This window comes from Anaerostipes sp., assembly GCF_018381315.1.
GTDB lineage: Bacteria > Bacillota > Clostridia > Lachnospirales > Lachnospiraceae > Anaerostipes.
Window position 1 is genome coordinate 1 of record NZ_JAGZSD010000048.1, and the last position, 1,948, is coordinate 1,948.

The window sequence follows — 1,948 nt, forward strand, 5'->3', positions numbered from 1 at the left end:
ACATAAGGTAACCACCATAACCACACCGAAATGAATCAAAGAAATTCCATACTGGGTTGCTGTAGGAATCAATATGGGTGCAAAAATCAGCAATGCCGGCACTGCATCTATGAAACACCCCGCAACAATCAGAATAAATACAACAGCAAACATAAACACAGTCGGGCTTGATATTACAGAAGTAAATCCTTCTGCCACCATCTGGGGTATTCCTGCTCTTGTCAGGACCCATCCAAATGCCTGGGTAGCTGCCACAATAAGCATGATACCTGCTGCTGTCTTGACTGATTTAAATACCACTTTCCCCAGGGATTTAAAATTAAGTTCCCTGTAAACGAACAATCCGATGATCAGGCAATAGAAACAGGCAACGGCCGATGCCTCTGTTGGCGTAAACAGGCCGGAATAAATACCGCCTAAAATAATAGCAGGCGCAAGTATGGCCCATATAGCATCTAAAAATGATTTTGCGGCCCGTTTCAGGCTAAAATGGCCTACTCCCTTGTATCCCTTTTTAATACACTGCCATACTACTACCCCTATGACAATTACCCCAAGAAAAAGTCCTGGCACAAGTCCTGCCAGCAGCATATCACCCACAGATTCTCCGGATGCAACTCCATATAGAACCATAAGTATACTTGGCGGAATAAGAGGTCCGAATATTCCTCCCACTGCCTGGACTGCACTGGCATAGCCGCCGTCATACCCTTCCTCCTGCATGGATGGAATCATGATTCCTCCCACTGCCGCGGTAGTCGCTGCCCCGGCTCCTGTCATAGCTGCAAAAATCATGCTCGCTACCACCGTAACAATAGCAAGACCTCCCGGCAAATGACCTACTACTGTTCTGGCAAAGTTCACAATTCGTTTCGAAATACCGCCGGATTCCATGAGTCCGCCTGCGATTACAAAAAACGGTATGGCCATTAGTGTAAATGAGTCCACCCCTTTCAGCATCTGCTGACCTATGATTATCATAGGTACATCCATAAAAAGTGCCATATAAAGTACTGCAGACAGACACAACGAATATGCAATCGGAACTCCCAGAAAAAGTAATGCAAAAAAAACTCCCATTAAAACCGCAATATCCAAGAATCTCTCCTCCTGTCTCATATTTTTATTTTTTTCCATTATGATGGTTCTTTTCATCCTGCTGCTTTGAGGCCCTCTATGGCGTATAAGCACACCTACTGCATTTCTGCCTTATAAACATCCCCATGTTTCATTACGAAGCGTACATCCTGTAATGTGGATACATTTTCCAAAGGATTTTCTTTTACTGCAATAATATCTGCCTGTTTTCCAACTTCAAGGCTGCCTTTTGTTTTTTCCAGACCGCACATCTTTGCAGCATTAACTGTAACCCCCTTTACCGCATCAATGGCCTGTCCGCCCATGCCAACGGTCCATTCAAGTTCTTTATGCAGATGTGCATGATAAGCATCTGTACCAAGAGTATACTGGATTTTATCACTTCTTACTGTATTCTCCAGACACTTTCTGGAATATTCACGGTTCTTTCTTGTATTGGCCGCATGCGCTGCCGGAACCATTGATTCGCGCTCCGGGTCAAGGACAATGCCTGATGTCAAATCTACCCATGTGCCGGAATCCTCAATTTTTTTTATCTGCTCCGGTGTTACATTGTAAATGTGTTCCAGAACATCCACGCCCGCTTTTAAGCATAAATCCAGCCCCGGACCGCCTATACAGTGGGCTGCCGTCTTAATGTTAAGCTGATGTGCTTCGTCAACAACTGCTTTCATCTCTTCGAAAGATATGAAATACGGAATATATTCTCCCTCCGCCACAATTCCTCCGGGAGTAATAAACATTTTCAGGATATCTACTCCATGGAACATATTTTCACGGCATGTTCTGCGGAACTCCTCCACCCCGGAATGAGGCAGGCCTACAAAACCATGACCGTGACGGCCCTTCA

Annotated in this window: 2 protein-coding genes; both read right to left on the bottom strand. The window is 44.9% G+C overall.

Features of this window, described 5'->3' with window-relative positions; genetic code table 11:
* Positions 1-1,155, bottom strand: a 1,155-nt coding sequence (locus KH180_RS16600; RefSeq protein ID WP_330624623.1) for a TRAP transporter large permease, incomplete at its 3' end; no start/stop codon positions are given.
* A gap of 38 nt (positions 1,156-1,193) precedes the next feature.
* On the bottom strand, positions 1,194-1,948 hold a 755-nt coding region (locus tag KH180_RS16605), incomplete at its 5' end, for an amidohydrolase family protein (RefSeq protein ID WP_290762480.1).